20 protein-coding genes are annotated in these 26,463 nt (G+C 72.0%); 5 read left to right on the forward strand and 15 right to left on the reverse strand.

The features are described from left to right. Positions 1 to 8: 8 nt before the first annotated feature. The 4 genes from ACIBX3_RS15860 to ACIBX3_RS15875 all read right to left on the reverse strand — a co-directional run bounded on the left by ACIBX3_RS15860 (position 9) and on the right by ACIBX3_RS15875 (position 5,096). Positions 9 to 497: a GNAT family N-acetyltransferase gene (locus tag ACIBX3_RS15860; RefSeq protein ID WP_397117346.1), complete on the reverse strand. Its 489-nt coding sequence runs from the start codon at positions 495 to 497 to the stop codon at positions 9 to 11. Between the two features lie 38 nt (positions 498 to 535). Beyond that, the gene (locus tag ACIBX3_RS15865; protein ID WP_397117348.1) at positions 536 to 2,095 is read right to left on the reverse strand and encodes an MFS transporter; all 1,560 of its coding nucleotides are present in this window, start codon (positions 2,093 to 2,095) and stop codon (positions 536 to 538) included. A gap of 228 nt (positions 2,096 to 2,323) precedes the next feature. Further along, positions 2,324 to 2,803, reverse strand: a complete 480-nt coding sequence (locus ACIBX3_RS15870; protein ID WP_397117350.1) for a hypothetical protein — start codon at positions 2,801 to 2,803, stop codon at positions 2,324 to 2,326. 178 nt (positions 2,804 to 2,981) lie between these two features. Then, positions 2,982 to 5,096: a BTAD domain-containing putative transcriptional regulator gene (locus tag ACIBX3_RS15875; RefSeq protein ID WP_397117352.1), complete on the reverse strand. Its 2,115-nt coding sequence runs from the start codon at positions 5,094 to 5,096 to the stop codon at positions 2,982 to 2,984. A gap of 255 nt (positions 5,097 to 5,351) precedes the next feature. Here ACIBX3_RS15875 and ACIBX3_RS15880 point away from each other — a divergent pair, with 255 nt between their 5' ends. Then, complete coding sequence (locus ACIBX3_RS15880) at positions 5,352 to 5,957, forward strand: hypothetical protein (protein ID WP_397117354.1); 606 nt, start codon at positions 5,352 to 5,354, stop codon at positions 5,955 to 5,957. A gap of 252 nt (positions 5,958 to 6,209) precedes the next feature. Beyond that, positions 6,210 to 7,130 (forward strand): CHRD domain-containing protein, encoded by a 921-nt coding sequence (locus tag ACIBX3_RS15885; protein WP_397117356.1) that lies wholly within the window; start codon positions 6,210 to 6,212, stop codon positions 7,128 to 7,130. A 117-nt stretch (positions 7,131 to 7,247) separates the two neighbouring features. On the opposite strand, the gene ACIBX3_RS15890 is transcribed toward ACIBX3_RS15885, so the two are convergent. The 3 genes from ACIBX3_RS15890 to ACIBX3_RS15900 all read right to left on the reverse strand — a co-directional run bounded on the left by ACIBX3_RS15890 (position 7,248) and on the right by ACIBX3_RS15900 (position 10,558). Beyond that, a complete protein-coding gene (locus tag ACIBX3_RS15890; RefSeq protein WP_397117358.1) occupies positions 7,248 to 8,414 on the reverse strand; it encodes an acyl-CoA dehydrogenase family protein in 1,167 nt (388 codons plus the stop codon). 105 nt (positions 8,415 to 8,519) lie between these two features. Next, positions 8,520 to 9,227: a DUF4386 domain-containing protein gene (locus tag ACIBX3_RS15895; protein WP_397117360.1), complete on the reverse strand. Its 708-nt coding sequence runs from the start codon at positions 9,225 to 9,227 to the stop codon at positions 8,520 to 8,522. Between the two features lie 128 nt (positions 9,228 to 9,355). After that, on the reverse strand, positions 9,356 to 10,558 hold the full coding sequence (locus ACIBX3_RS15900) for a cytochrome P450 (protein ID WP_397117362.1): 1,203 nt from the start codon (positions 10,556 to 10,558) through the stop codon (positions 9,356 to 9,358). A gap of 150 nt (positions 10,559 to 10,708) precedes the next feature. Here ACIBX3_RS15900 and ACIBX3_RS15905 point away from each other — a divergent pair, with 150 nt between their 5' ends. The 3 genes from ACIBX3_RS15905 (at position 10,709) to ACIBX3_RS15915 (ending at position 14,269) form a co-directional block, all read left to right on the forward strand. Next, the gene (locus ACIBX3_RS15905) at positions 10,709 to 11,932 is read left to right on the forward strand and encodes a cytochrome P450 (protein WP_397117364.1); all 1,224 of its coding nucleotides are present in this window, start codon (positions 10,709 to 10,711) and stop codon (positions 11,930 to 11,932) included. 82 nt (positions 11,933 to 12,014) lie between these two features. Beyond that, entirely contained in the window at positions 12,015 to 12,686 is a 672-nt protein-coding gene (locus tag ACIBX3_RS15910; RefSeq protein ID WP_397117366.1) for a TetR/AcrR family transcriptional regulator, read from the forward strand. A 197-nt stretch (positions 12,687 to 12,883) separates the two neighbouring features. Beyond that, the gene (locus ACIBX3_RS15915; protein ID WP_397117368.1) at positions 12,884 to 14,269 is read left to right on the forward strand and encodes an RNA-guided endonuclease InsQ/TnpB family protein; all 1,386 of its coding nucleotides are present in this window, start codon (positions 12,884 to 12,886) and stop codon (positions 14,267 to 14,269) included. Positions 14,270 to 14,413: 144 nt separating this feature from the next. On the opposite strand, the gene ACIBX3_RS15920 is transcribed toward ACIBX3_RS15915, so the two are convergent. Genes ACIBX3_RS15920 through ACIBX3_RS15955 form a run of 8 tightly spaced genes read right to left on the reverse strand, consistent with a single transcriptional unit; the run spans position 14,414 to position 26,086 of the window. Next, positions 14,414 to 15,784 carry a glutamine synthetase family protein gene (locus ACIBX3_RS15920; RefSeq protein ID WP_397117370.1) on the reverse strand — a complete coding sequence of 457 codons (1,371 nt, stop codon included), beginning with the start codon at positions 15,782 to 15,784 and terminating at the stop codon, positions 14,414 to 14,416. A 1-nt stretch (position 15,785) separates the two neighbouring features. Then, positions 15,786 to 17,555 (reverse strand): IucA/IucC family protein, encoded by a 1,770-nt coding sequence (locus ACIBX3_RS15925; protein ID WP_397117372.1) that lies wholly within the window; start codon positions 17,553 to 17,555, stop codon positions 15,786 to 15,788. Beyond that, on the reverse strand, positions 17,552 to 18,751 hold the full coding sequence (locus ACIBX3_RS15930; protein WP_397117374.1) for a hypothetical protein: 1,200 nt from the start codon (positions 18,749 to 18,751) through the stop codon (positions 17,552 to 17,554). The genes ACIBX3_RS15925 and ACIBX3_RS15930 overlap by 4 nt, the downstream gene beginning before the upstream one ends. Continuing rightward, positions 18,748 to 20,118, reverse strand: a complete 1,371-nt coding sequence (locus ACIBX3_RS15935) for a lysine N(6)-hydroxylase/L-ornithine N(5)-oxygenase family protein (RefSeq protein WP_397117376.1) — start codon at positions 20,116 to 20,118, stop codon at positions 18,748 to 18,750. Before ACIBX3_RS15935 ends, ACIBX3_RS15930 begins: the two co-directional genes overlap by 4 nt. Further along, positions 20,115 to 21,947: an IucA/IucC family protein gene (locus ACIBX3_RS15940; protein ID WP_397117378.1), complete on the reverse strand. Its 1,833-nt coding sequence runs from the start codon at positions 21,945 to 21,947 to the stop codon at positions 20,115 to 20,117. Before ACIBX3_RS15940 ends, ACIBX3_RS15935 begins: the two co-directional genes overlap by 4 nt. Further along, positions 21,944 to 23,419: a pyridoxal phosphate-dependent decarboxylase family protein gene (locus tag ACIBX3_RS15945; RefSeq protein ID WP_397117380.1), complete on the reverse strand. Its 1,476-nt coding sequence runs from the start codon at positions 23,417 to 23,419 to the stop codon at positions 21,944 to 21,946. The genes ACIBX3_RS15940 and ACIBX3_RS15945 overlap by 4 nt, the downstream gene beginning before the upstream one ends. Next, positions 23,416 to 24,801 (reverse strand): diaminobutyrate--2-oxoglutarate transaminase, encoded by a 1,386-nt coding sequence (locus ACIBX3_RS15950; RefSeq protein WP_397117382.1) that lies wholly within the window; start codon positions 24,799 to 24,801, stop codon positions 23,416 to 23,418. Before ACIBX3_RS15950 ends, ACIBX3_RS15945 begins: the two co-directional genes overlap by 4 nt. A 55-nt stretch (positions 24,802 to 24,856) precedes the next feature. Next, on the reverse strand, positions 24,857 to 26,086 hold the full coding sequence (locus ACIBX3_RS15955) for an alanine racemase (RefSeq protein ID WP_397117384.1): 1,230 nt from the start codon (positions 26,084 to 26,086) through the stop codon (positions 24,857 to 24,859). Positions 26,087 to 26,463 lie beyond the last annotated feature (377 nt).

Below are 26,463 nucleotides of genomic sequence, written 5' to 3' on the forward strand. Positions count from 1 at the left end.
GGGACTCCTCAGTCTTCGGCCACCTGCCAGCGGCAGATCTTCTTGGAGTAGACGGCGGCGCCGATGCGCTGGTAGAAGCGCTGTGCCGGCACATTGGCCTCGGCGACCTCCCACCGGATCACCCGGCCCTCGGCCACCTCCGCGAGGGCGTGCATCAGGTGCTCGCCGACCCTCGCGCCGCGCTCGCCGGAGCACACGTAAAGGTCGTCCAGCGCGAGATAGTCCTGGCCGGTCCACAGGCTGACCCGCTCGACCCAGGACACGTACCCGATGGCCGTACCGTCCCGCTCGGCGACCAGGTAGCCGATGCCGGGGCGGGCCAGCAGCTCGGCCAGGCGGCCGGTGCTCACCGTCACCTCCGCCGCCTGGTTCTGATACGCCGCCAGCTCACCCATCAGCGCGCGCAGGGTGGAGGCGTCGTCGATGGTCGCGCGGCGGATGGCGGGCATCGCGCGCCCGCGTGCCTCGTCGTCGTGATCCTGCGTGGTCGCGGTCATGGCGGGCCTCCGTTCCTCGTCGTCGTGGTCCGGCGTCCTCATGACGCGGGCTGTTCGGCCGTGGCCGCAGGCCGCCCGGTCGGCGGGACGTGCCGGAGCCGGAGCGCCGCCAGGATGGCCGCGGCAGCGGCGATCGCCGCGGAGGTGCCGGCGGCGACGTTGAGCGCGCTGGTGAAGGCCTCACGTGCCGGGGCCAGCAGCGCGGCGCTCAGATCGGCCGGCAACTGCCGCGCGGCGGCCGCCGCGCCGTCCAGGCTGTCGCGGCCGGCCGCGACAGCCTCGGCCGGCAGGCCGGCTGGCAACGCCGCGGCGACCTGGGCGCGGTAGACGGCCGCGCCGATGCTGCCGATGATCGCGATCCCGAGGGAGATGCCCAGATCGCTGCAGGTGGTGGCCAGCCCGGAGGCCGCGCCTGCCTTCTGCGGCGGTGCCGAGCCGACGACCAGGTCGGTGGTCAGCGCCATGGACGGCGCCACCGCCGGATACAGCACCATGAACCCGGCCACCAGCAGCGGCAGGGCGCCGACGCCGGCCTGGGTGAGCATCAGGTAGCCGAGCACCTGGACGGCCAGCCCGGCCGCGATCAGCACCCCCGGGCGGATGCGGCGTACCAGGATGGGGGAGAGCGTGGAGACGACCACCAGCAGGGCCGCCGCCGGCAGCACCCACAGGCCGGCCTGCAGCGGGGACAGCCCCTCCACCAGTTGAAGGTGCTGGGTGAACAGCAGGTAGGTGCCGCCGAGCGCGATCGCGGCGAGCAGGAACACGCCCAGCGCGCCGCTGATGGTCGGGTTGGCGAACAGCCGCACGTCCAGCAGCGGCTCGGCCAGGCGCAACTGGCGGACCGCGAACCAGGCACCGAACGCCAGCCCGATCGCGATGCCGGCCAGCGGCAGCACCAGGGGTTGGTTCTTGGCCAGCTCCTTGACGCCGTAGACGATGGGCAGCAGGGTGGCCAGCGACAGCAGCACGCTGATCAGGTCGAGCCGGCCGGCGGCGGGGTTGCGGTTCTCCGGCAGCAGCAGCGGCGCGCCGATCAGCACCACGACCATGACCGGCACCGCGACCAGGAACGCCGCTCGCCAGGAGAAGGCCTCCAGCAGCGCGCCGCCGATCAGCGGGCCGACGGCGGTGCCGACGGAGATGCCGCCCGCCCAGACGCCGACGGCGACGCCGCGCCGGCGGGGATCGGTGAACGTGGCGAAGATCAGGCCCAGCGTGGCGGGCATCTGGGTGGCGGCCGCGACGCCGAGCACGGCCCGCCAGAGGATCATCAGGCCGGGGTCGGTGGTGTTGGCGGCGATCACCGACACGACGGCGAAGACGGCCGCGCCCGCCATCAGCAGCCGGCGATGGCCGATCCTGTCGCCGAGGGTGCCCATGGTGACCAGCAGCCCGGCCATCAGGAAGCCGTAGATGTCGATGATCCACAAGGTTTGGGTGCTGGTCGGTTGAAGGTCCGCGGCCAGTTGCGGGATGGCCAGGAACAAGATGGTGAGCATCATGAACAGCAACATCGCCGGTAGCGCCAGCACGACCAGGGCGAGCCACAGCGTGGGGCCGGTGCGCCCGCCGGAGCCGATCGTCTCGGATGACATGAGACTGTCCCTTCATTCGGGCCGCGTTCGAGGGCCCCGGCTTGTCCCCCGGACTGCCCGCTGCGCGCTTCGCCTCGTGTTCTCGCGCATAGCTTCTCCTTGGCGCAGGCGACCCACCAGGCAATAAGCAGGACATTGACCGGACATTTCGCAGGTGGGTGTCGCGGGTTCGGTGGTGCCGGCGCGGCGACCGTCGGCACGGCCGCCGCGCCGTCTTTCACGTATGGATCACGTGGGGAAGTAACCGAGCACGAATTCCGCCTTCACCGGGGACGTCGGCGGATTCGCCTCGCAGTCGGACTTGACGGAGAAGAAGTGGCTCCTGGTGTGCGGGACGTAACAGCGATAGATGGGCTTCCTGTTCGGCCCTGGCTGGCTGTACAGATAGCCTTCGAGTCCGAGAAGGACGTTGTCGCCCGTGTCGCTCACGCTGTTCTCGCAATCGGTGAAGTGCGAGAGGTACTGGTCGCGGGGCTGGCTGCCGCTCATGCAGCTGTAGACGGCCCGGGTGCCGGGCGCCCGCGTGGTGAGGATCGGCACCCTTCCTTCCTCGCGATATTTGGCGTTGGGCTTCGATTCGGTGGTGCTCCAGTGCTTCCGCCCGTCGAAGTACCGCACCAAAGGCACGCTCGCGCTTGCCGTGGCGCCGGCCTCGGCAGCCCCCGCGGAAATGCCGAGAACGGGCGCGACGAGAAGGAGGGCGGCCACACCGGTAAGAGTGCTTTTCGCTCGCTTGCTTTGTGAAGACATTACCTTCCAACTTACGTTTCTTGTGAAGGGGACATGGGCCCGAGAACCCCGTCGGGCCGTTCCTCGCGTTTTCTGTTTCCGGGTGAATGAACAACCCAGGGCCAGCATGCTATTGAGCGGCTGTTTCAGATCGGCTTCACGGACAGGGCCGGACGTCTTGCTGCGCTTCCCGGACCAGTGCGGAGAACGAATCGGGAAAGCGGGCGCCGGTCATTTGCCGGTCGGACCGGATCGCCATGGCGGACGCGAGGCCGTCGACATCGCCGTGGAGGCCGTCGGCCATCGCCTGGCGCAGGACGGCGAGCAGGACGGCATGCTCGGCTCGGAACCAGGCCAGGGCTTCGGCGCGGTGCTTGAGGCGCTCCGGCCGCACTCCCGGCGCCGGCGCTTCCGGGGCGCGCGGGTGAGCGGCCGGCTCGAGCAGGAGCGCGGCGTGGTGCGCGGTGTGCAGGTAGTGGTCGATCACGCGACGTACCGCCTGCCGATTGGACAGGGGATCGGCGGCGCGGGCGAGTTCCCGCGCGTACGTACGCAGCAGATCGTGGAAGGCGAACCTGCCGGGCACGACCTCGGTCAGCAGGTGGGCGTCGAGCAGGGCGTCGAGCGACCGGCCGGCCCGCGGCGGGTCGAGGGCCGCCAGGCTGGCGACCGCGGCGCGGGTGATGTCCGGCCCGGGGTGGACGGCCAGCAGCCGGAACAGCCGGGCGGCGTCGGCGGGCAGGATGGCGTAGGAGCGCGACAGCACGGCACGCAGGTCGGTGCGGCCGTCCGCGGTGGCGAGCGCGCCGATGTCGTCGCGGACGCGGCGCAGGTCCGCGGCCGGTGCCGCGAGCGGGAAGGACGGGCTGGCGGCCGCGCGGCCCGCGGCTATGGCCAGGGCGAGGGGAAGCCGCGCGCACAGGCGGATGATCTCGTCGGTGGCCGCCGTGTCGGTTTCGACGCGCTCCCGGCCCAGGCGGCGGGCCAGCAGATCCCGGGCCTCCTCCGGTGCGAGCACGTCCAGGGTGAGCAGCGCGGCGCCTTCCGCGCTGACCAGGCTGCTCAGCCCCCGGCGGCTGGTGATCAGCACCGTGCACTCGGCGCCGCCGGGCAGCAGCCGGCGCACCTGCTCGGCGTCACGGGCGTTGTCGAGGACGACCAGCATGCGCTTACCGGCCAGCATCGTCCGGTAGAGCGCGGACACGGCCTCCGGCCCCTCCGGGATCCGCTGTGGCGGCACGCCCATGGCCTGCAGGAGCGCCGACTGCGCGGCTTGTGGGCGCAGCGGGGCGTCGCGTGGCCCGAAGCCCTGGAGATCGACGTGGAGCTGGCCGTCAGGAAAGCGTTCGGCGGACCGGTGTGCCCAGTGCAGAGCCAGCGCGGTCTTGCCGACGCCGGCCGTGCCGGTGATGACGCAGATCCTCGTACCCTCGCTGACCAGCCGGTCCAGCTCCTTCAGCGCGTCGTCGCGGCCGGCGAGCTCGGCCATGCCGGGCGGCAGCTGGCGCGGCGCCATCGGCTCGGCCGGCCACGTGTCGCCCACGAGCAGGGCCGAGTGAAGGCGCTGCAGCTCGGGGGTGGGATCGGCGCCCAGGTCCTCGACGAGGCGGCGCCTGAGCTGCTCGTACACGGCCAGCGCCTCGGCCTGCCTGCCGCAGCGGTCGAGGACGACGATCAGGCGTCCCCACAGCGGTTCCCGCAGCGGGTGACGGGCCGCCAGTTCCCGCACCTCGGCGACCAGCTCGCCCTGGCGCCCATCGGCCAAGCCCAGATCGATCCATCGCTCCACGGCGGAGAGATGGAGCTCCACCCAGTGCGATGCCGTGGGGCCGCGCAGTGCGTCGGAGCCGACCCCGTCGAACGGCCTTCCCCGCCACAGGGCGAGTGCCTGCCGCAGCAGCTCGCGCTCCGCCTCGGTGCCCCGCGCCAGCGCGGCCTCGGCCAGCAGCCGGCGGAACCGCAGAGCGTCGACCCGGTCCTGGTCCACCTCCAGCCGGTAGCCCACCGGCATGGTACGGATGACCTCAGGGCCCAGCTCGTTGCGTAACCGGGCGATGTAGGTCTGCACGCTGCGCCGCTCGTTGGCCGGCCGGTCCTCGGCCCATAACGCGGCGGCCAGCTGATCCACGGACACGGTTTCGCCCGCGGACATGGCCAGGACGGAGAGCAGCGTCCGCAGCCGGTTGGAGCTCAACTCGACCGGGGTCTCGCCCCGCCAGATCTCCAGCGGCCCCAGGAGGGCGACGCGGACCGTCCGACTTGTTGATCCCATATTCAACAACTCTCCTCAGCCGGAGGGGGTCGGGCCAGGTCCTCAGCAGGGCATTCGCCGGACATAGAGCGGTCTTTCCCGCGGACGACCGACGAGCACGGTCCCGTCGCGGTGCCGTCCCACCGGTGGCTCGCGTACAGGGTCAAACGGGGACAGCAAGTTTTGACCCGGGAGAGGAATACCGGCGTCTCGACCCCGGTGACAGGGCGCCCATAGCGTGGAATTGAGGCGACGGCGCAGGGAAAGGGGGGCACGATGTTCATCCAGGTCATTCAGGGACACGTGACCGACGCGGGGGAGATGCGGGAGTCGCTGGACCGATGGGTCGACGACCTCGCGCCGGGCGCGGACGGCTGGCTCGGCTCGACGGCGGGGGTGACCGACGACGGCATGTTCCTGTGCGTGGTCCGATTCGAGTCGCGGGAGGCGGCGCGGCGCAACAGCGACCGGCCCGAGCAGGGGCAGTGGTGGGTCGAGACCGCCAAGCTCTTCGGCGGAGAGGTGATCTTCCACGACTGCGCCCAGGTGTACGAGTACCTGCGGGGAGGCTCGGACGAGGCGGGGTTCGTGCAGGTCATGCAGGGACGCGTGCGCGATCCCGAGCGCCTGCCCGATGTCCTCGCCCGCGGCCAGGACAGGCTGGCGGAGCTCCGGCCCGAGCTCATCGGCGGGACCGCCGCCCTGCACGGGGACGGCGGCTACACCGAGACCGCCTACTTCACGTCCGAGCGCGAGGCCAGGGAGGGCGAGAGCAAGGTGACACCCGAGCTCCAGGAGGTCTTCCAGGCGTGGCTGGACCTGTTCGAGGGCGACCTGACCTACTTCGACCTCCGGGAGCCCTGGTTGTACTCGCCGCGCTGAGGCGATGTCCGGCCGGCCGCCTCATGCCGGCCTGGACGCGAACAGCGGCCTGGGGGCCTTCGCGCACTGCCCCGGAGCGGGTCCGGTGCGGGTGGGCGACCGGACAGGATAACCCGGGCGGGCGGAATTTGACGCGCCCGTGCAGTGCGTATTTTTACGGATCTTCTATGAGGCCTCTTCGACATCCGGTGCGGCGTGGCGATCGAAAGACCGCATGACAACCACAACACGCACCCTCACCGAGAGGTCATCATGTTCAAGCGCACCCTCACGCTGTCCGGTCTCGCCCTCGCCACCGGCATGATCGCCGCCAGCCTGGCCCCCACCGTCGCCCAGGCCGACGTCGCCGGCGCGGACGCGTACTTCGTCGCCCGCCTGGCCGGCGAGAACGAGGTGCCCGTCAAGGGCGGCCCGGCCGTCGGGGACAAGGACGGCAGCGCCTACGCCGTGTTCCGGATCAGCGGCGACAAGGTCTCCTACGCCGTCCGGTGGAACAAGACCGCCGCTCCCACCGCGTTCCACATCCACCAGGGCAAGGCCGGCGTGAACGGCGACGTCAAGATCGGCTTCTTCGGCCAGGCCCTGCCGGGCGGCGCCACGGCCGTGACCGGCACCGTCAAGGTGGGCGAGCGCGGCCTGCTGGCCGGGATCACGAAGAACCCCAAGAACTGGTACGCCAACCTGCACACCGGCGAGTTCCCCGGCGGGGCGGTCCGCGCCCAGCTCCACCGGATCAACCGCCCGGTGAACCTGGCCGCGGTCCTGGCCTCCGGCACCCACGCCACCCTGGCGAGCCTGGCGGACGGGCGGCAGGAGGTGCCCGCGGCGGGCAAGAAGGTCGGCCACCGCGACGGCCGGGCCGAGTGGCTGGTCGGCATCAAGGGGAACAAGCTGCACTACGCCACGGTGTGGAGCAAACTCGACCCGATCACCAACGGGCACATCCACCGGGGCAAGAAGGGCACGAACGGCCCGGTCGTGGTCGACCTGTTCGCCGACGCCAAGGGCCTGGACAAGTCGATCACCGGCATCGCCGGCACCGCGCCGGTCAAGCCCGGCATCGCCAAGGGCCTGCTGACGAACCCGAAGAACTGGTACACCAACCTGCACACCACCGTCTTCGGCGGCGGCGCCGTCCGAGGCCAGCTCCACAAGGCCCACGGCTCGTGGTAGTCCAGCGCGCGTAGATCCACCGCGACCCACCGCGACCCACCACGCCCGCCCGTACGGCCAGTCCGTACGGGCGGGCGCGGCTTTCGACCTGCTGACCGCCTTCGGCGATCGCGGGCCTCAGGGCTGGAGGCTGACGAGCATCCAGGATTCGCCCGGAGCCAGGCCGGCCAGCTCACGGCCGCACTCCGCGAGCACCAGCGGGCTCGAGGTGATGTGCTGGGTGCCGGTGTGGACGTCTCTGAACAGCCGCTGGATCAGCCCGTCGCGCAACGCCGAGGTGCCGCCCGACGCGTAGACGAACCCGGCCACGTCGGCGACCGTCCACGTGACGTGGTTGAGCGCGAGCCGCACCATCGTCTCCTGCCGCACGTCGAGCCACCGGCCCGCGTCCAGGGTGCGCTCCGTGCCGGTCCACGTCTCATGGACCAGGGCCTTGGCCGCGCGGAACTTCGCCTCGGCACGGGCGAAGTCGGTGTGGAAGGCGTCTCTGCCGGCGAGCTGGCCGGGTCGCCCGGCCCGCGCCCCGGCATACCCGGCCAGCTCGTCGAGCAGCCGGCGGCCGACCCCGAGCGCCCAGGCGGAGTGGCAGATCAGCGCCTGGTCGACCAGACCGAGCCGGTAGAGCGCGCCCCCGCGCAGCGGCTCGTTCTGGTCGAAGACGTGCGTGTGAGACTCCGGTACGAAGGCGCCGTCGATGGCGTAGTCGATGCTGCCCGTCGCGCGCAGCCCCAGGACGTCCCAGTTGCCGAGCATCTTGACGTCCTCCATCGGGGTGATGAAGATCCGGACGTCGTCGGTGCCCTCGACGTGGCCCAGGCTGTGGGCGTACTGGGAGTGCAGCATGCCCGAGGCGAAGCTCCACTGCCCGCTGAGGCGGAAACCGTCGCCCTCGCGTACGGCGGTGCCCGGCCGGGTGCCCTGACCGGCGATGAGCGGCATGCGGGGACCCTTGAACATCCGCTCGACGGCCTCGGCGCCCAGGTAGGCGCCGGCCGTGCCGTTCTCCAGTGAGGTGGCCATGACCACCCAGCCGGTCGAGGGGTCGGCATAAGAGAGCTCCTCCAGGACGGCGATCAGTTCCATGGGGGAAAGCTCGGCGCCGCCGAGCGGCGCGGGCACCCATATACCGAAAAGTCCTGCCTCGTGCAGGGCATCCACGACGGGGGTGGTCAGCTTGCCCTGCGCCTCGGCGGCGGCCGCCTGGGACTCGATCAGCGGGCGCAGCTCGCGGGCCCGGTCCAGCAGGGTGGTGCCGCCGGTGTGCAGTCGCGGCGTATCGCTCATGTCCAGGTGCTCCTGTTCGTGATCGTCGACGCTCTTACTCCGTCAGATCACGTAAGTGGCACATTGTCCAGAGTCGGCGGCCGTCTGCCGGTTTCGGTCCGTCCGTCAGCCCTGTTGCAGCCATCCGGCGGCGGCGGGGGCGGGCCGCACGATGCTGCTCCTGCCTTTCACCAGGAGCCAGATCATCAGCACCGGCTCACCCACGAAGGTCAAGGTGGCGACTTCGAACGAGTAGCCCTGGACGAGAACCAGGCCGAGGCTGTCCACGAGATAGCCGAGCCCGGCGATCGCGAGCAGCGCGCCCACGAACTTCGGCGCGTACTCCGCCTTGTATGCCAGATATCCGAGCAGGAGCAGGTGAAGACCGAAGAGGCTGAGGCCGGCGTGCCAGATGTCCTGGAAGGCGTTGATTTTCTGCAGCGTCTCGGCGGGTGACCCGGTCTCATCGGCGTGCGGCAGCGCTCCGGCGAGCTGGGCGATCGCGACGATGAACACTCCCGTGTACACCGCCCTGAGCCAGCCCGCGAGCGTGGCGACGCCTTCGTGCACCGGTTTGAAGAAGGCCATGAGCGCCCAGGCCGTGACCGCGTCAAGAACGGCGGCCAGGAGCAGACCGGCCACACCGTAGCGGAACAATCCCGCCGAGTCGCGTATGTCTTGCGCCGTCTTCTCCGCGTCCCCTTCGGTGACGAGGTTGTCCACGACGCCGAACTTGGCCAGGCCTGCCAGCACGGCGATCGCCAGAAGCGTGATGCCCCCGACCAGGGCGGCGCTGCGAAGGGGCTGATGGGGTGTTTCCGAAATGGTGGTCACGAGCTCTCCTGCCGGCTCACCGGATGTATAGAATCTTTGACATCGTCAATGTAACGAATCTTTGACGCGATGTCTAGAATCTTTTACATCCCCGGACAGGTGGAAGCGGGGCGACGGGTCTTCCGTGATCAGCTACGTCCGCGGCCGGCGGTCACCATCAGCCCGCGGACCTCGTATCCGCCGACGTCGTTGTTGAAGCTCACCCGGGGCTCGGCGGCCATCCGCACGCCTTCCACGGCGAACAGGCGGCTGAGGAAGACGTCGGTCTCCAGGATCGCGATGCCCGCTCCGGGACAGCGGTGCGGGCCGTCGCCGAAGGACAGGGCCGCGGCTCCCGTGGCGCCCGCGTCGATGGGACGGCCGGGGTGCACCGACAGCGGTTCGGGGCCCACGGCCCGCGGGTCGGTGTTGGCCACGTCGACGAGCACGTCGATCAGCGCGCCCGGCGGCACCTTGACGGGCCCGTCGGCGCCGGCCAGTTCGAGTGCGGCCGTCGTGCGGCGGCGCAGCCGGGCCACCACCGGTTCCAGCCGCAGGATCTCGTGCAGGACGGCGAGGCGCCCTGGCTCGTCCGCCGCGCGATAGCGCTCCAGCAACGCGTCGTCGGTGAACAGATGCCAGGCGGCGACGCACATGAACTCGCGCGTGGTGACCATGCCGGCGGCGGCGAAGGTCAGGCACTCGCCGAGGATCTCGGCGTCCGTGCAACCGTCGGAGATCAGGTGCGAGATGAGGTCGTCGCGTGGCTCGCGGCGGTGGTCGCGGATCGCCGGGCGCACGTCGGCCAGGTAGACGCGCAGCCAGTTGACGTTCTGCCGGACGAGCCAGTAGATCCCGTGCGGGCTGGTCAGCCCGGGCTTGCCGAACTTCTCCGGGAAGAAGCGCTCCAGCCGGAGCCGGATGCCCGGTCTGCTGGAGGTCAGGCCGATGACCGCGCTCGCCACCTCGATCGCCATGCCGAAGCTGAGCTCCGAAAGCTGCGCCTCGCCCGCGGCCCGCAGCTCGGCGAGCTGACGCTCGGCGACCTCCGCCATCAGGCCGCGATAGTGCTCGTCCACGCGGCGGGGCGTGAAGAACCTCGCGGTCTGCCGCCGGTCCTCGCGATGCTCGGGCCCGTCCCGGTAGAGGACGGGCCGCCGGACCTTGGCGGGCAGCTTCTCCACGGTCTCGATGCCCAGCCCGGCCTGGACGGTGGCGTCGCTGCGGAGCACGGCGCGGGCCTGCGCGTAACCGCGTACCTGCCACGTGCCGTCGCCGCTGCGGCTGACCGGGCAAGTGTCCTGGGTGTTCGGGCGCTTGATCTTACGATCGTCGCCGCTGTGGTCGTTCACGCCGGTGCGTCTCCCGTCCTCGGCTGCCCCTGACCATGCTCGTGCGCGCGCGGTGGCGGATCAAGGGGATCCGGCGTGTGCCGTTCAACGCGGTTGCCCTAATAAGGCGGTCGACTTATATTCCGGAGACGGGCTTCATCTGGAGGACATATGACTGCTGACGCGATCCCCGATTTCCCGTTCGACCGCCCCATGGCCCTGGAGCCGCCGCCACAGCTGGCCGAGATGCGGGAGCGGTGCCCGGTGGCGCACGTGCGGCTGCCGAGCGGCGACGTGGCCACGCTCGTGACCAGGTACGACGACGCGCGGGCGGTCTTAGCGGACCCGCGCTTCAGCCGCAACCTCGCCAGAGCGGGAGCCGCCCGGCTGTCCACCACCGAAGACGGCGGCCTGTTCAACCGCACCAAGGACGGCACCGCGGACATCAGGGAAGGGCAGGGCCACATGCGGTGGCGGCGGCTGCTCAGCCGATGGTTCACGGCGCGCAAGATGGAGGTGTGGCGGCCTCGCGTCCAGGCCATGACCGACGACCTGCTGGACGCCATGCTGGCCAAGGGCTCCCCGGGCAACCTGTCGGCCGGGCTGAGCCTGCCGCTTCCGGTGCGGGTCATCTGCGCGCTGGTCGGCGCGCCGAGCTCGGACCAGGACAAGTTCGCCCACTGGTCGCACACCATGCTGACGCTGACGCGCAACACCCAGGAAGAGGTCGACCAGGCCTACCGGGAGTTCAACGCGTACGTGTCGGACCTGGTCGACCGCAACCGCGCCGACCCCGGCGACGACCTGCTCAGCGAGCTGACCCAGATCTCCGACGCCGAGGACGGCCGGCTCAGCCAGGAAGAGCTCATCACCACCGTGCGCGGACTGCTGCTGGCCGGCCACGAGACGACCTCCAACATGATCGCGATCATGGTGGCGATGCTGCTCTCGGACCGGGAGCGCTTCCAGGCCGTGATCGACGACCCCGACCTGGTCCCGGGCACCGTCGAGGAGGTCCTGCGCCTGGACAGCACGCTGTCGGCGATCGGCGGGGTGCCCAGGTTCATCACCGAGGACGTCGAGCTCAGCGAGGTCAAGGTGCCCGCCGGCAGCACGTTGATCCCCAACATCCCCGCCGCCAACCGCGACCCGGCGAAGTTCTCCGATCCGGACCGGTTCGATCCGCGCCGGCAGAACAGCAACCAGCACCTCACCTTCGGCGCGGGACCCCATTACTGCCTCGGGCAGCCTCTGGCCAGGCTAGAGCTCCAGGTCGTGCTGGACACCCTCACACGGAGGCTGCCGGGCCTCCAGCTCCGGGACTCCCCGGCCGACCTGCGGCTGCGCACCGGTGGCATGACCGGCGGGCTCCAGGACGTATGGGTCACATGGTGACCTCCTGAACACGGCGAAACGGGGATGACGGCGGCGGCGATCCATCGGCGACGGCACGGAGAGACAAGATCAAGGAACGGCCATGAAAGTCAGCACGGCGGTCGTCACGCCGTCCCCCCGCTCGATGCGCGCCAGAGACAAGCTCATGCACACCGCGGAGCGGCTCTACGCCGAACACGGGTTCGCGAACGTGTCGATCAGAATGATCCGCGAGGCGGCCGGCCAGCGGAACAAGTCCGCTGTGCAGTACCACTTCAGCACCCGCGACGAGCTGATCCAGTCGATACTGACCCGCCACGCGGCCGCGATCGACGAGCACCGCATCCCGATGGTGGCCGCGCTGGAGGCGTCGGGCGAGGTGTCGCCGCGGGACTGGATCACCTGCGTCATCGCGCCGAGCATCGAGCACCACATCGAGCTGGGCACGCCCTCCTGGTACGGACGGTTCCTCGCCCAGGCCGTCGTGGAGCCCTCCGTACGCGAGTACGCGGCCCAGGCGCATCTGAGCACGCCCTCGTTCCGCCGCCTGGAGCAACTTCGCCCCCCGCGCCGGCAGGACCACGACCGCGAGCTGTCCGCACGGCACGCGGCCATGATCCGCCTGCTCATCGTGCACATGGGCGCCGAACTGGAAGCCGAACTGGCCGACGGACGGGCCGGCCCGGCCACCGCCGAGCAGTCGTGGCGGCGGCTGGGGGAAACCCTGATCACGGCCGTCTGCGGGCTCAGCTCGGCCCTGCTGGAGGGCCCGTAGGGCCGATTAGACGGGCGTATGACCCGGTGGGCTCACTTTTCACTCCAACCCAAGAACTTCATTCGCATTGCGGCGTGGAGGCCCGGTCCCTCGGGACAGGGGGAGCAACCCACTCTCTTTCGAAAACAGTGTGGAAAAGATTGGTAACAACGAGTAACATGTGCGGTGAGTGATGGCCATGTGACAGGAGGTGTGCGATGGTGACCCGCCGCTCCCCCACCAACGGGCACGACCTGCCCCCGCAGCTGCAACCGCGGCTCACACCCGCCCCGGTCCAGAAAGCCGGCCTGGACAAGCGGCAGGCCGGGCACCGTGCCCGGCTGGCCCTGACACCCGCGCAGGCCCGGCTCATCGACGCCCAGGCGCACGCGGCCCGCGCGCTGTGGAACCTGCTGCACGACTGGTGGACAATGCTGGCCAAGCACCAGCGCACGCTGGCCGCGGCAGACGCCGCGATCCGGCAGGCCCGCCAAGAGATCGACTGGCTCGCCGTGATGCCCGCCCAGGCCGCGCAGGCCGTCCTGAAGACCTATTTCCAGGCGTGGAAGAACTGCTGGCAGGGCCGCGCTGACCCGCCGACCTTCAAGGCCCGCTTCCGCGCGGTGATGTCTGTGGACATTCCGCAGGGCCGCGACCTGCAGATTACCCGCGTGCACCGCCGCTGGGGCATGGTCAACATCCCCAAAGTCGGCCGGGTTCGCTTCCGCTGGACCAAAGATCTGCCCATCGGCAAGAAGGCCACCGACGGCAACCGGATCACCGGGGCGCGACTGGTCAAAGACGCGCTGGGCTGGCACATCGCCTTCCGAGTCCAGACACTGGAGGCCAAGCCCGAACCCCACCCGGGTCCCGAGGTCGGCATCGATGTTGGCGTGGCCGTGCCGCTCGCCCTGTCCAACGGCGAGACCTACGAGCACGACGAGTGGACCTCCTCCCCAGACAAGCCGAACGCCTGGCTGACCAAGAAGGAACAGGCCACTCTGCTCGCGTTGGAGCGGCGGGCCGCCCACCGCAAGAGCTTCCGCAAGCCTGGCGAAAGCACCTCCAACCGACTGCAAACGACCTACGACCAGATCCGGCGGCTTCGCGCGAGAGCCAAGCGCAGGCACCAGGACTGGCAGCACCAGACCACCACCGAGATCGCCCGCACCTACGGCGTGATCGTGGTGGAAGACCTCACCATCACGAACATGGTCAAAAGCGCCAAGGGCACCGTCGAGAACCCAGGCAAGAACGTCGCGCAAAAGTCCGGCCTGAACCGCTCGGTCAACCAGGAGGCCTGGAACCGGACCGTGACCATGCTGACGTACAAGGCCGCACGCCATGGCGGCACCGTGTACAAGGTTCCCGCCCCAGGTACCTCCCAGCGCTGCTCGGCCTGCGGCTTCACCGCCCCGGGCAGCCGGGAGAGCCAGGCCGTGTTCGCCTGCAAGAACGCAGGCTGCGGCTGGTCCGGCAACGCCGACCACAACGCCGCCCGCAACATCTTGCACCTGTACCGGACCGGCCTCGTGCTCGTCCCGGCTGCCGGGAGGGCAGTCGTCAGGCGCGCTCGCCGCGTCAAGCCCGCCACCGCAAGGTAGGAGGGAATCTCCTTCGTCCGCGGAGGAGAGCACTTCAACAGGAGGGCTTCGGGAACTTCCTGATCTTCCAGCGGCGCATCACCGAGGGCATCTCGACCTCGGGACTCAAGGGCTGAGCGCACGACGCCAGCGCGGTGGCCCGGTCTACAGCCGTTCGAAACCGCGTACCCGCTCCCAGTCCGTGACCGCGGTCTCGAAGGCCGCCAGCTCCGTCCGCGCGGCGCGGGCGTAGTGGCCGAGCACCGCGTCGCCGAAGGCCTTGGCCGCGATCTCGCTGGTCTCCCAGCGGCGCAGCGCCTCGGTCAGCGTCGTGGGCAGCCGCGGCACCGAGGGGTCGGCCAGCGCGTTGGCGGCGTGCGGCGCGGGCAGGGGCAGCCGGTTCTCGATGCCGTGCAGTCCCGCCGCCAGGACGGCGGCGACGGCGAGGTAGGGGTTGGCGTCCCCACCGGGGACGCGGTGCTCGATGCGCAGCGACGCGCCGGAGCCGACCACGCGGATCGGGCAGGTGCGGTTGTCCCTGCCCCAGGTGATGCCTGTGGGGGCGAACGCGCCCGGCTGGAGCCGCTTGTAGGAGTTGACGTTCGGGGCCATGAGCAGCGCGAGGTCGGGCAGGCAGGCGAGTTGCCCGGCCACGAAGTGGCGCATCAGCTCGGACATGCCGTCCCCGTCACCGTCCCCGTCACTTTCGCCGGCGAACGCGTACGAGCCGTCGATGCCGCGCAGCGACAGGTGGATGTGGCAGGAGTTGCCCTCGCCCTCGTCGAACTTGGGCATGAAGGTGAGGGCAACGCCTTCCTGGGCGGCGATCTGCTTGGCGCCGTTCTTGAAGAACACGTGCTTGTCACAGGTCGCCATGGCCTCGTCGTAGCGGAAGACGATCTCGTACTGGCCGGCGTGGCACTCGGCGCGGGCGGTCTCCATGGTGAGCCCGGCGCGGACCATCTCGCGGCGGACGCGGCGCACGACGGGTTCGATCTCGGCCAGCCCCTGGAGGGAGTAGTCGACGTTGTAGCGGGTGCCCGTGCGCAGGCCGTGGTACTGGCGCTCCCAGGCGTCCCCGTAGCTGTCGCGGAAGACCAGGAACTCCAGCTCGGTCCCGGCGTACGCGGCCAGCCCGCGCTCGGCCAGCCTGTCGAGCTGCGTCCGCAGCACCTGGCGCGGCGCCACGTCCACCGGCTCGCCGGAGCTCGCGCCCGGCCACACGGCGTCGGCGATGACGAGCGCCGTGCCCGGGTCCCAGGGGAGCGGCCGCACCGTGGCGAGGTCGGGGCGCAGGATGAAGTCGCCGAAGCCGGTGTTCCACGCGTCGATGGCGTAGCCGGGCCCGGTGTCCATCTCGACGTCGGTGGCCAGCAGGTACACGCAGGCGCCGAAGCCCTGCCGGGCCACCTCGTCCAGGAAGTACGGCACCGCCAGGCGGCTTCCCTGCAGGCGGCCCTGGAGGTCGGGAAGGCTGACGATCACCTCCTCGATCCGCCCTGCCTCGGCCTCGGCACGCAGCCATTCGTAGGTCATCTCACATTTCCTTCGCATCGGCGAGCGGGTTGGGGACGGTGCCGTGGACCACGTCGAAGCCCTCGTCGCGTTCGGCGCGGTCGTGGAAGCCGCCGCCGAGCAGTTGCTCCCGGTTGAGCGCCACCCGGTCGAACTCGGGCGCGAACAGGCCGAACTCCTCGAACCTGTCGGCCAGCTCGTGGAAGCGGTCGTGGTACCGCTCGATCTCGGCGCGGACCAGGCCCCAGAACTCCGCCTCGGGCACGCCCAGGTGCTGCTCGGCCAGCGGGGCGAAGAACCGGAAATGGCCCGCGAAGACGGCGCTGAGCAGCGAGTGCGCCAGCTCGCCCGCCGGCCAGCGCAGCAGCACCGCGTCGGCGCGCGGGGACAGGGTCTTGTACTCGGGGCAGCGTCGAGCTCCGTCGGGCAGCAGGTTGACGTCCTCGGCGAAGTCCTTGAGCGCGACGCCCACGGGGACGTCGGCGGCGTCGTAGAGGATCACGGTGTTCTCGCCGTGCGGGCAGTACGCGACGCCGTACCGGTAGAGATAGTGCAGCAGGCCGGGCAGCAGCGCGGCGAAGAACCTGGCCAGCCACGTCCGGGGATCGAGCCCGGAGCGCTCGACGAGCTCGGCCGCCAGCGCGCGCCCGTCCGAGCCGACCTTCAGCAGGGCCGCCATGGTCCTGGCCCGCTCGCCGTCGCGCAGCAGCGCCGCCACCGGCTCGCGCCACACCGCGCCGAGCAGCTCGTGGTAGCGGTAGGGGGCGTCGCGCACCGCTTCGTACAGCGGGTGGCGCACGGCGACGGAGGCCACCTCGCCGAGCGGGTGGAACCGCAGCTCGTCCCGCAGGTACGCGTCCCCGTCGCGGAGCGCGTGCAGCCAGGCGGTCACGTCGGGCGCGGCCCGGGTCGGTTCGGTGGACAGCCCGCGCCACACCAGCGTGTTGCGGATGGCGAGTGGCACCTTGACGTTCCTGCGGCCGGGATCGTCCAGGTTGGCCAGGGTGCGGATGGACTGCAGCGGCCGGTAGCGGTCAGGGCCCTCGCCGAGGAGGACGATGCGGCCGTCGGCCAGGTAGGGGGCGAAGAGGGTCTCGACGGCCTCGTCCCAGTGGAAGGGGTGGACGGGCAGCCAGACGTACGCGGCCGGTTCCGCCAGCAAGTCCGCGAACCGCTTGCGGGTCTCCTCGTCGAGCTCCTCGGCCAGCAGCGTCTCCGCGTCCAGCCCGGGGACGCCGGAGTACTCGGCCAGCGAGGTGTGCACGGCCGCCCACAGCAGCCGCACGGCGCCGGCGGACTCGGGGGCGTAGGCCGCCGCGTCGGAGGCGGCGAAGCCCAGCCTGCCCTTGTTGAGCAGCATGCAGGGGTGGCCGTCCTGGTACGCCTCCAGCTCCAGGTGGTCCAGATCCGCGAGCTCGGCGGCGGTCAGGGCGCGGGAGATGAGCTCGGCCTCCGCCCGCCGGGTCGCGGTGAGCTCGCGCAGCACCTCGGCGGTGGTGGGGCCGTCCCAGCCGAGGACCGCCCTCGCGTCGAGCAGCAGCCGCTCGGGCCCGGCCTCGTCGCCGGGATGCCGCCGCAGCGTGCCGTCCACGAGCCGCCAGGTCTCGAACGTGCCGCGGGTCGCGCGGAACGTCCAGCGGACGCCGTCGCCCAGCTCCAGCCGGTAGGCGTCGGGCCCGGACGCGGGGTCGGGCTCCGGGCGCAGCAGTTCCTCGTAGGCGAACTCCTCGACGGCCTTGGTGAGCAGCCGGCGCCCGGCCTGCTGCCAGGCGTCGCGGGTAGGGCGGTTCATCGGGGGATCTCCTCGGAGTAGGTGAGGGCGGGTCGCGGCCGGGGGAGGGGGACGCGCCGCAGGGACAGGCCCGTCGCGAGCAGCTGCACGGCCGCCGCGACGGCGATGGGCAGCGCGAGGTCGTACGAGACCGCGGCCGCGGCGGCCACCGGCGCGGCGAGCAGGCCCGCGGACCGGGCGGTCTCCACGGCGGTGAACGCCGGCCCCCCGGTGCCGGTGGCCCGGAACGCCCACAGCTCCACGGCCACCTGACCGACGCCGAGCCCGACGCCGAACAACAACCGTCCCCCGGCCAGGCCCACCGGCGAGGACGACAGCGCCTGCCAGGCGAGCCCGGCGGCGCCGACGGCCAGGGCGAGCGGCAGCAACCGGTCGCCGAGCAGGTCGTGACAGCGGCGCACGGCGGGCAGCACGGCCAGCGCGGCCACGCTGGGCAGGAAGAACAGCACCGCGGAGCCGGCGGATCCGCTTCCCAGGTCGTCGGCGAGCTCGGTGAAGAAGGGCCGCGCCACGTTGACGGAGAAGTCGAATGCCACCCCGATCAGCGCCGCCTGGACCAGCACCGCCGGCCCCGCGAAACGCCTGCCCGCACCGCGGTCGCCTTCCGCCGTGCCGGCCTCGGCGGCAGGAGCGCGTTTGCCCAGCACCCGGTAGGTGAGCACGGCGAGCAGCACGTCGAGCACGGCGAACGCGGAGATCCCGACCCGCGGCTCGGGCAGCGCCAGCACCCCGGCCCCCACCATCGTCGCCACCACGACCGACAGGTGGAACACCACCACGATCGAGCAGATCCCGGCCAGCCGGGCCCGCTCCCCGTCCGCCGGACCGGCGTCGTGCTCGGCGATGAACGCCGGGTAGGCCAGCAGCAGCGCGCTGTTGGTGGTCACCACGGCCGCCGAAAGCACCGTGTAGGCGGCGAAGCTGGGCGCGAGCCCGAGGAGCAGGTCGAGCACGGCGGAGCCGCACAGCCCGGCCAGGACCAGCCGGTGCAGCGGCCACCGCCGTGCGGCCAGCCCCCACAGCGGCAGCGCGGCCAGCCCGACGACGCGGCAGATCCACAGGTAGAGGCCGGTCGCGCCGGGCTCGTCGACGGCGTAGAGCCGGTCGAAGAGCTGCGGCAGGAAGGGGGTGAGCGCGGTCTCGGCGACCAGATGCAGCCCGATCACCGAGATCAGCACGGTCTTGGCGCGGCTCACCGCAGCGAGCCCACCGAGCGTGGCGCGTCCAGGCCGGCGGCCTCGGGAACGCGCGGCGCGCCGAAGGTCGTCCAGGCCGCCCGCTCGGGAACGCGCAGTACCGTGCGCCCGGCGACCGCGTTGAGTATGGTCGCGGCCCGCCACGCGCCGAGCGTGAGGTCGGGGGCGCCGACGCCGTGCGTGTGGAGCTCGGCGTTCTGGACGAAGATCTCCCCGGACACCCGAGGGTCGAGCGCGACCCGGTAAGAGCCGTCGATCTGGTAACGGCCCTTGTCGTCCCAGTCGACCAGGTCAGACAGCGGCTCCAGGAAGGCGGGGCGGGCCGCCGCGTAGCCCGTGGCCGCCACCACGCCCGAGGTGCGGAGCTGGAAGACCGCGTCCTGCGGGCTGTGCCGGCAGGTCAGCGTGTAGCCGCCGGCGTCGCCGGTGTTGGTGACGGTGTTGGTGACAGTGGCGGCCAAGACCTCCGCTCCCGGGTGCAGCGCGGCCGGCGGCTCGGCGCCGCCGATCGTCCGCTCGTACAGCTCGTCGTGGATGTCGGCCAGCGTCTCCGCGCTGACCCCCTTGTACAGCTGCCACTGCTCGCGTACGAGCCGTTCCCGCTCGGCCTCGGGAAGCCCGCGGAAGTACCGGATGTAGTCGGGGGTGAAGTGCTCGAGGCCGATCTTCGAGTACTCCATGGGCGCGAATGCCGGCGTACGGGCCAGCCAGCGCACGTACGGCCCGCCCGCCCGCAGCAGGTCGAGCACCACCTCCGCGCCCGACTGCCCGGCGCCGATCACCGTGACGTCGGGCATGGCGGCCAGCCGGTCGCGGTGCGTGCGGTAGTCGGCGCTGTGTAACACCCGACCGGCGTGCGCCTCGGTCATCAGCGGGCGCAGCGGTTCGGGGACGACCGGTTCCGTCCCGACGCCCAGCACCACCCGGCGAGCCAGGACGCGGGAGTCCGCGCCGGCGGAGGACCGGTACGTCACCGCGAAGGCCGCGGCCGCCTCGTCCCACTCCAGCGCGGTCACCTTCGCGTCGAACCGGCAGGAGGGAAGCCGCTCGGCGACCCAGCGGCAATAGTGGTCGTACTCGCGGCGCGGGATGTGAAACCGCTCGGAGAAGAAGAACGGGAACATCCGGTCGTGGGTGCGCAGGTAGTTCAGGTACGACCAGGGACTGGTCGGATCCGCCATGGTGACCAGGTCGGCGAGGAACGGCACCTGCAGGACGGTTCCCTCCATCAGCAGGCCGGGGTGCCAGGAGAAGGCCCGCTTGCCGTCGAGGAAGAGCGAGCGCAGCTCCGGCACGCCGTCGCCGAGCGCGGCCAGGGACAGGTTGAACGGGCCGATGCCCACTCCCACCAGGTCGTACGTGGTCACCGCGATACCTCCGTGAGAGGGTTGGGAAGATCGATGTAGACGGACTGGGCGCGCACGTCACCGACGAGCTCGTCGCGGCCGTCCACGCAGGTCAGGAAGTTGCCCTTGCAGCGCAGCGCCGGCGCGTCGAGCAGCAGGTCGAGCAGGCCCTTCGCCCCGGGCTCCGTAGTCCGCAGCCGCTCCAGGGCGGCCCGCAGCACGCGCAGCAGGTCGCCCTCGTCGGTGAGTCCCAGCGCACCGAACGCGCCCACCAGGCCGAGCAGGTTGTTGATCCCGAGGTAGTAGGCGACCCGCTCGTCCACGAAGTCGTCGTCGAAGACCAGCTCCAGGCCGTCGGCCAGCTCGGGCAGCAGGCGCTCCAGCTCGCCCGCCCGGGAGGCGGCCACGTAGTAGCCCTGGCTGTCCCGGTACCAGCCCGCGCGGGGCAGGCCGTCGCCGTCCAGCGCCACCAGGGTGTTCTGGTGGTGCGGCTCCAGCGCGATGCCGTACCGCGCGTACAGCCTGATCAGGGGTGCGGCCAGCACGTCGAGATAGCGGGTCAGCCAGCGGGCGGACGCCTCGGCGAGTGAGACGCCGTGCGCCCGGGCGGCGCGGGCCGTGGCGGCGGACAGCAGGGCGCGGTGCCCGGGCGGCGTGCCGTCGCCCGGCCCCGTGCGCTCGGCCAGCAGCCCGGCCACGCACTGCCCGTCATCGGGCCCGTCACCGGCGCCGCCGCGGAAGGGGTTGTCGCGGATCGCGGTCTCCAGGCCGGTCTCCGGGCCGTCGGCGCCCGCCGAGATCCAGGCGAAGTCACGCAGGATCCCGAACTCCGGGTGTTCGGCGCGCAGCCAGTCTCCCGGGCCCGCGGCCAGCAGGCGGGCGGCACGGACGCCGAGGCGCAGCTCGCCGCGCAGGTTGTTCCTGCGGGAGTTGGTGATCCGCATGCCGAGGGAGAGCTTGAGCATCACCTCGGCGTCCGGCCGGTGCACGGTGCGCACGGAGGAGGTCGGATGCCAGACCGGCCCCGCCGGCCCGAGCGGGCGCAGCAGCCCCGCCTCGACCAGCGCCGCCACCTCGGGACGGCGCAGCACCTCACGGGCCTGCCACGGATGGGCGGGAACGGGGATCATGCCCGCGGGCGGCTCCACCCCGGCGGCCCCGCCGATCGCCAGGCCCCGCAGCAGTTCGGCGGGGCTCCGCCCGTCCGCGCTTTCCCCCACGACGACGGCGGGATCGGCGGCGAACCAGTGCAGCTGGAACGAGCCGCGCAGCTCGGGGGAGTACGCGTCGAGTTCTCCGTCGGACGCCTCCTGCCGGCTCTTGGGCGCGGGGTGGAACGGATGCCCCAGCAACAGCGCCTGCTCGGCCTCCAGGAACGGCGTCGCCTTCGATTCTCCTTCGGCGCGCCGCCGCGCGAGATGCGTCCCGGTACGGCGGGCCGAGTCCAGCACCCGGGCGACGGCGTCGGACCCGAGATGATGGGACAACCGCCGCCGTACGACGGACTCGCGTATCGCGACCGCGGCCACCAGCGCCGCACCGGCCGGCCCGGAGGCGGCCCGCGGCTCGCCGAAGCGGTGCCAGCCGGTCGCCGACCGGTACCGCACCGGGACGCTCAGCCGGACGCCGCTGGCGGGGAAGTCGAGCAGCAATTCCTCACCGGCGGCCGGGACCGGGGTCGCCGTCTCGCGTACATAGGCGCGCAGCAGCGTCTCCACCGCCGCGGCCTCTCCCGCGCCGAAGGGGTCGGGATCGTCGAGGGGGTCCGGCCCGCGGGACGCGAACGCGCCGGCCAGGTCCGGCTCGACGGGTGCGAGTGCGGCGGACGGATCCGGACGGTGTCCGTTCACAGCGTTTCCTCCTCGGCCTCGCCGGCGGCGGCGACCAGGTGGACGAGCCGCTCCACATCGGCCGCTGTCGTGTGCGGGTTGAGCAGGGTGAGCTTGAGCCGGACCCGGCCCGGACCCTCTCCCGGGAGCTCGGTGCGGCCCACGACGGCGCGTCCCTCGCGCAGCAGGCGGCGCCGCAGCCCGGCGTTCACCCGGTCCGCCGCGGCGGGATCCGCGGGGAGATACCGGAAGAGGAACGCCGTCAGCACCGGGTCGGCGTGGAGTTCCAGCCGCGGATGGGCGCGGACCGCCGCCGCTCCGGCGCGGGCCAGGTCGTGGCAGGCGTCGACGAGGCGGCCCAGGCCGTCCCTGCCGAGGGTGGCGAGCGTGACGGCGATCTTGAATGCGTCGGGGCGGCGGGTGGTGCGCAGGGAGTTCCCCAGCAGGCTGAAGTAGCCGGCCTCCTCGTCGTCGGCCGGGTTGAGGTAGGCCGCGCGCCGGGTCAGCGACGCGTACGACTCCGCCTGCCGGACCAGGAAGACGCCCGCGGCGGCGGGCTGCCAGCCCAGCTTGTGCCAGTCCAGCGACACCGAGTCGGCTCGCTCGAGGCCGGCCAGCAGCGGCGCCAGGCGGTCGGAGAGCAGGGCGCCGCCGCCGTACGCGGCGTCCACGTGCGACCAGGCCCCATGCTCGGCGGCCAGGTCGGCGCAGGCGCCCAGCGGATCGATCGCCCCCGTGTCGGTGGTGCCGGCCGTGGCGACCACGGCCATCGGCAGCTCGCCCCGCCGGGTGCGTTCGCGCAGCGCACGGGCCAGTTCTTCCGGCTTCATCCGCAGCTCGCGGTCCACGGGGACGGCCACGACCGCGTCCTCTCCCAGACCCAGGAGGGCGGCGGCGCGGCGTACCGAGAAGTGCGCGGCGGCGGAGGCGAAGATCCGCACCTGCGGCAGGCTTTCCGGCAGGCCGCTGCGTTCGATCCTGTGCCCGCTCACGCGCCCCAGCACCCGGTCCCTGGCCAGCATCAGGCCCATGAGGTTGGACTCGGTGCCGCCGGAGGTGAGCACCCCGGCGGCGGTGGACGGGTATCCCACCTGTCCGGCCAGCTCGCCGAGCAGCAGGGTCTCCAGGGCGGTGGTGGCGGGGGCCTGGTCCCAGGAGTCCTGCGACGGGTTGAGCGCGGAGATCGCCAGGTCGGCGGCGACGGCCACGGCGAGCGGCGGGCAGTGCAGATGCCCGGCGCAGGCCGGGTCGGCCGGGTCGGCGCTGCCGGAGGCCGCCAGCGTGGTCAGCCGGCGCAGCGCGTCGTCGCCGTCCGGCTCGGAGAGAGCCCGGGCGACCCGCGTGAAGAGCTCCCCGGGCGTGCCGGCGGGGATCGGCCCGCCACGCCGTGCCGCGCCCTCGGCGAGGGCGTCCAGCACTGTACGCAACATCGGCTCCAGGACGGCGGCGCCGGAGACACCACCGGACAGGCCGTACACGGCTGTGCCGGTCATGCCCGTGGTCCTGTGAGGCGGGGCGCCGTGACCTCGGCGATCGCGTCGGCCAGGCGGTCGAGGACGGTTTCCGCCTGCTCGTCCGTGATGATCAACGGGGGCAGCAGGCGGACGGTGGAGTCGTGGCGGCCGCCCAGCTCCACGATGAGGCCGCGGTCCAGGCACGCGGCGCGAACCGCGGCCGCCGTCCGCGGGGCCACCGGGCGGGCGCCGCAGGAATCGGGCTCGCCCTCGGGATCGACGAGCTCGACGCCGATCATCAGGCCGCGCCCGCGGACGTCACCGATCACGGGCAGCTCGCCGCGCAGCCCGTCCAGCCGGGCCGTCATCCGGGCGCCGACCGTGGCGGCCCGCTCGGCCAGCCCCTCGCGGGCGACGTGCCGCAGAGTCGCGGTCCCCGCCGCCATGGCCAGGGTGTTGCCCCGGAACGTGCCGGTGTGCGCGCCGGGCCGCCAGGCGTCGTAGTCCTCGTGGTAGACCACCACGGCCAGGGGCAGGCTCCCGCCGATGGCCTTGGACATCACCATCGCGTCGGGCACGATCCCGCTGTGCTCCACCGCCCAGAACGCGCCGGTCCGCCCCACGCCGGTCTGCACCTCGTCCACGATCAGCGGGATGCCGCGCTCGGCGGTGATCCGGCGCATCTGGCGCAGCCAGGAGTCCGGGGCGGGCACCGCGCCGCCCTCGCCCTGCACCGCCTCGAGGATCATCGCGGCCGGCGGCACCACACCCCCCGAGGGGTCGTCGAGCAGCCGCTCGGTGTAGGCCGCCGACAGCTCCGCGCCCCACTCCCCGCCGATGCCGAACGGGCAGCGGTAGGAGTACGGGTACGGCAGGCGGGTCACGTCCGCGGCGATCCCGGCCACCGGTTCCTTGACCGCGACGCTGCCGGTCGCGGCCAGGGCGCCCGCGGTCATGCCGTGGTAGGCGCCGGTGAAGGCGAGCAGCCCGCGCCGGCCTGTGGCGGTCTGCATGAGCTTCAGCGCCGCCTCCACCGCGTCGGTTCCCGCGGGCCCGCAGAAGTGGACGCGGGCGCGATCGGCGAAGGCGGGGGGCAGGGTGGCGAACAGTGCCTCGGTGAACTCGTCCTTCTCCGGTGTGGCCAGGTCGAGCACGTGCAGCGGGGCCCCGCTGTCCACGGTGCGCCTGATGGCCTCGATCACCACCGGGTGGTTGTGGCCGAGCGCCAGGGTGCCCGCGCCGGAGAGGCAGTCGAGGTAGCGGCTGCCGTCGGCGCCCTCGATCGTCATCCCCTGCGCGCGTACCGGGACGACCGGGAACGTACGGGCATAGGTCCGCGCCGAGGACTCCCGGTCGCGTTGCCGCCGCAGCACGGCGTCCATGCGGGTGGCGGGGTCGAGGTCGGTCGGATGCAGAGTCATTCAGGCTCCGGATGGCATAGGAGGACAACGGGACGGCCCTGCGGGCCGGTTGGGCTCAGAGCAGATGGCGTTCGGCGATCGGGTGGCCGAGGAACGAGTGCATGGCGAACTCCCAGCCGTAGGAGCCCGCGTTGGGGAAGACGACCAGATCCCCGGCGCGTACGCGGTCGACCCTGACGTCGCGCAGCAAGGTGTCCTCCGGCGTGCAAAGCTCGCCGACGACCGTCACCTCGGCGTCCTCGGCGGCGGGCCGCGGGCAGCCGTCAGGCCAGCGTTCGACCGGCAGCACCGCGATGTTGTGCACGATGTCCCAGGACGTGGGGAGCTGGAAGTGGTTGATGCCGCCGCGCAGGATGACGAACCGCCGGCCGTACGAGGTCTTGACGTCGGTCACTTCGGCGGCGTACCAGCCGCAGTCGGCGACCAGGAACCGGCCGGGCTCCAGCAGCACCCGCACGCCCGGCGGCGGCTCCGCCTGGCCGGCCAGCTCACCGAACCGGGCGACGTCGAAGGGCTTCTCGTCCTCGAACGCGACGCCGATGCCGCCGCCGATGTCGACGTGGCGCAGCTCGACGCCGTTGTCCCGGGCGGTCCGCACGCTCCAGTCCAGGCACCAGCGCAGATAGGCGGCGTGGGCCTCGGCGTCCAGGTTGCCGGAGGCGGCGTGGACGTGGAAGCCGACCAGGTCCAGGCCGGGCAGCCGGGCGGCCTCGCGCAGCACCTCCGGCACGTCGGGCTCGGCCACGCCGAACTGGGAGGGGACGCCGCCCATGTGCAGGGACCCCGTGACGGGGATCTCGGCCGGGTTCACCCGCAGCGCCACCCTGGCCGTGACGCCCTCGACGACCGCGATCCGGCTGATCCGGTGGAGCTCGAGCGGGCTCTCGGCGTTGATCGCCTCTACCCCGGCCCTGACCAGTGCGGTCAGGAGGGGGACCGACTTGGCGGGTCCCGCGGCCACGACGCGTGCCGTGCCGATGAGGCGCCCGGCGAGGTCCAGCTCGGACCTGGACGCCACCTCGAACCCGTCCACGTACGGCGCCAGGGCCGCGACGACGCCGGGGAAGGAGTTGGCCTTGACCGCGTAGTAGACGGCCGCCCACTCGGGCAGCGCCGCGCGGAGCTCGCGGGCCCGCTCGGCGGCGACCGCGCCGTCGTACAGGTAGGCGGAGACCGGCGTCTGGGCGCGTGCCAGCTCGAGGAGGCGGGCACGGACGGGAAAGGGAAGTACGTCGGCCGGGTAAGTGGAGCGCGGGGCGGCGGACGGCGGAAGCTGGATGGACATGGCTTCTTCCTCTGAGGGAACAGCGAGAAGGGGCATGCCCCCAACACCAGATTGTATTAGGTAAGCCTAACCTAAACTTTCTTCTCGCCTGACGCAAGACGCCTGCTCAGCGGGCGCGCAGGTGTGCCCGCCGAGCTCGTCGGCGCGACCGGTCTCACCCTGCCCATGAGGGCGCCGCCGGCCGAAGGACGCGGTTGAGTCCGGAGCGTGGACGCTGCGCGGGATCCACGAGGCGCTGCGGCCTGGCGGGGCGACTGGACGAGGGGGCGCGGGACTAGTCGCCCAGCAGGTCGTACAGGTCCAGGCCGCTGGGCTCGGTGAGCAGGGCGGACGCCGCGGGCTTCAGAGGTTGTTCGGTCCAGATGCATTTGCCCGTG

This window comes from Nonomuraea sp. NPDC049480 (genome assembly GCF_044465905.1).
Lineage (GTDB): Bacteria > Actinomycetota > Actinomycetes > Streptosporangiales > Streptosporangiaceae > Nonomuraea.